Genomic DNA, 1,608 nt, shown 5'->3' on the forward strand with positions numbered 1-1,608 from the left:
GCCACGATCGTTTTATCGAACAGCAATTTGACCAAATTGCTCCGCTTAAGCATCAACGTCTGATCGACAGAGTAGGGTTTTTCGGGTGATTGCTCACTGGTTTGTATAGCGTGTTTTTTAAACGCCCGCATCGCATGGCTTTCATCGGTGGAAAGCTGTTGCAAATAGGCTAAGAAATCGTGTGTCGCTGCTTTATTCGCACTATTGTGGATGACGCCATAATAAACCGGAATGATCGGCCCTTTGCGGATCGGACGATAAGTGATGTATTTGAGTTTATCTTGTTGCTTGAGTGCGTAGCTATCGATGACGGGGCCAACACCGACAACGCCACGGGATACACTTTCAGATACGCCAAAACTGCGCGCTGACACGCCGCGTAAATTACCGCCGATTTCTAACAATAATTGCCACCCCGCATCCCAGCCGTATTGTTGTAAGATACTTTCGACCATAATGTGCGTTGTGCCGGAGCGTGAGGGCGAGCTCATGGTGATATGGCTATGAAATTCCGGTTTTGCTAGCGCCTGCCATGTGTCTGGCGGCGTGATATTGAGCTTTTTGAGATATTCTTGATTATAGATAAACACGGTTTCTGAATAGGCGAACGGAATGAAAGATAGAGAGCTGTCTAGCATTCCGTTATTTTTTTGTAATGCATTAAACAAAAAGGGTGATGAAGAGAGCACAACATCCGGTTGTACCCGACCATCATTTAACAAACGAAGAACGGATTCCGTTTTGCGATAAATAATATCGATATTTGCGCTAGGGCGATACTGTCGATAATCATCCAGCAGTTCGGATGAAATTTCCTCTGAGAATGATGTAATTATCGCCAGTGATTGCTCTTTGGCGTTGGCTGACGTTGGATAAATGGCCGTAAATAGCATGCCAACAAACAGACGAATTATAATTATTGCTCTGTACATTCTGTGGATGACTTCAAAGTTTTGTAAGTGAATAAAAAATTAAACACGTAAAGATAAAAACAAGTTGAGATAAATTGGTACGCTGGTTTGTATTATACGACGCAAATTTGACACAACACAGCATCGCTATTCCCAAAACTGACACACCACACATGGTATTTGAGTCAATCACGACTCAAATTGCTGCTTTTGTCTCGTTTTCTCATTCATTTTACTTTGCTCCCAGCTTCATAACCCGCTCTCTGGAACACCGCTATCTCGTTAGTTCGCCAGCTATGCCAATCCTGGAGTGGCGAGATGATCATGATTAATACGTTATGAAGCCCATTAGTTACTTTCATTACAATGGGATGAATGAAATGTTTGATTTTTTTAAGACCAGAGCTGATAAGCCGGTGATCGAAGCATCATCCGAGCAAATCAAAAAGATCTACCGTAAATATCAATGGCAAGTTTTTCTCGGCTTGGTGTTTGGCTATGCCATGTTCTATGTAACACGCATGAGCTTAAACGTGGTGAAAAAACCGATGCTGGATGCGGGTATTGTTACCGTTGATGAGCTCGGTGTAATTGGTTCCGGTTTCTTGCTGACTTATGCGATCGGTAAATTCTCAAACGGATTTTTGTCTGATTACGCCAATATCGGGCGTTTCATGTCATTTTCCCTGTTGTTATC

1 protein-coding gene and 1 pseudogene are annotated in these 1,608 nt (G+C 42.8%); one reads left to right on the top strand and one right to left on the bottom strand.

Annotated features, from left to right (window positions below):
• On the bottom strand, nt 1-893 hold an 893-nt coding region (locus tag ACRC27_RS12600; protein WP_438640026.1), incomplete at its 3' end, for an ABC transporter substrate-binding protein.
• A 398-nt stretch (nt 894-1,291) separates the two neighbouring features.
• Here ACRC27_RS12600 and ACRC27_RS12605 point away from each other — a divergent pair.
• Nucleotides 1,292-1,608: pseudogene (locus ACRC27_RS12605) on the top strand (MFS transporter); the annotation flags it as partial.

This window comes from Plesiomonas sp. (genome assembly GCF_051650925.1).
In the GTDB taxonomy this organism is placed as follows: domain Bacteria; phylum Pseudomonadota; class Gammaproteobacteria; order Enterobacterales; family CAMTGL01; genus Plesiomonas.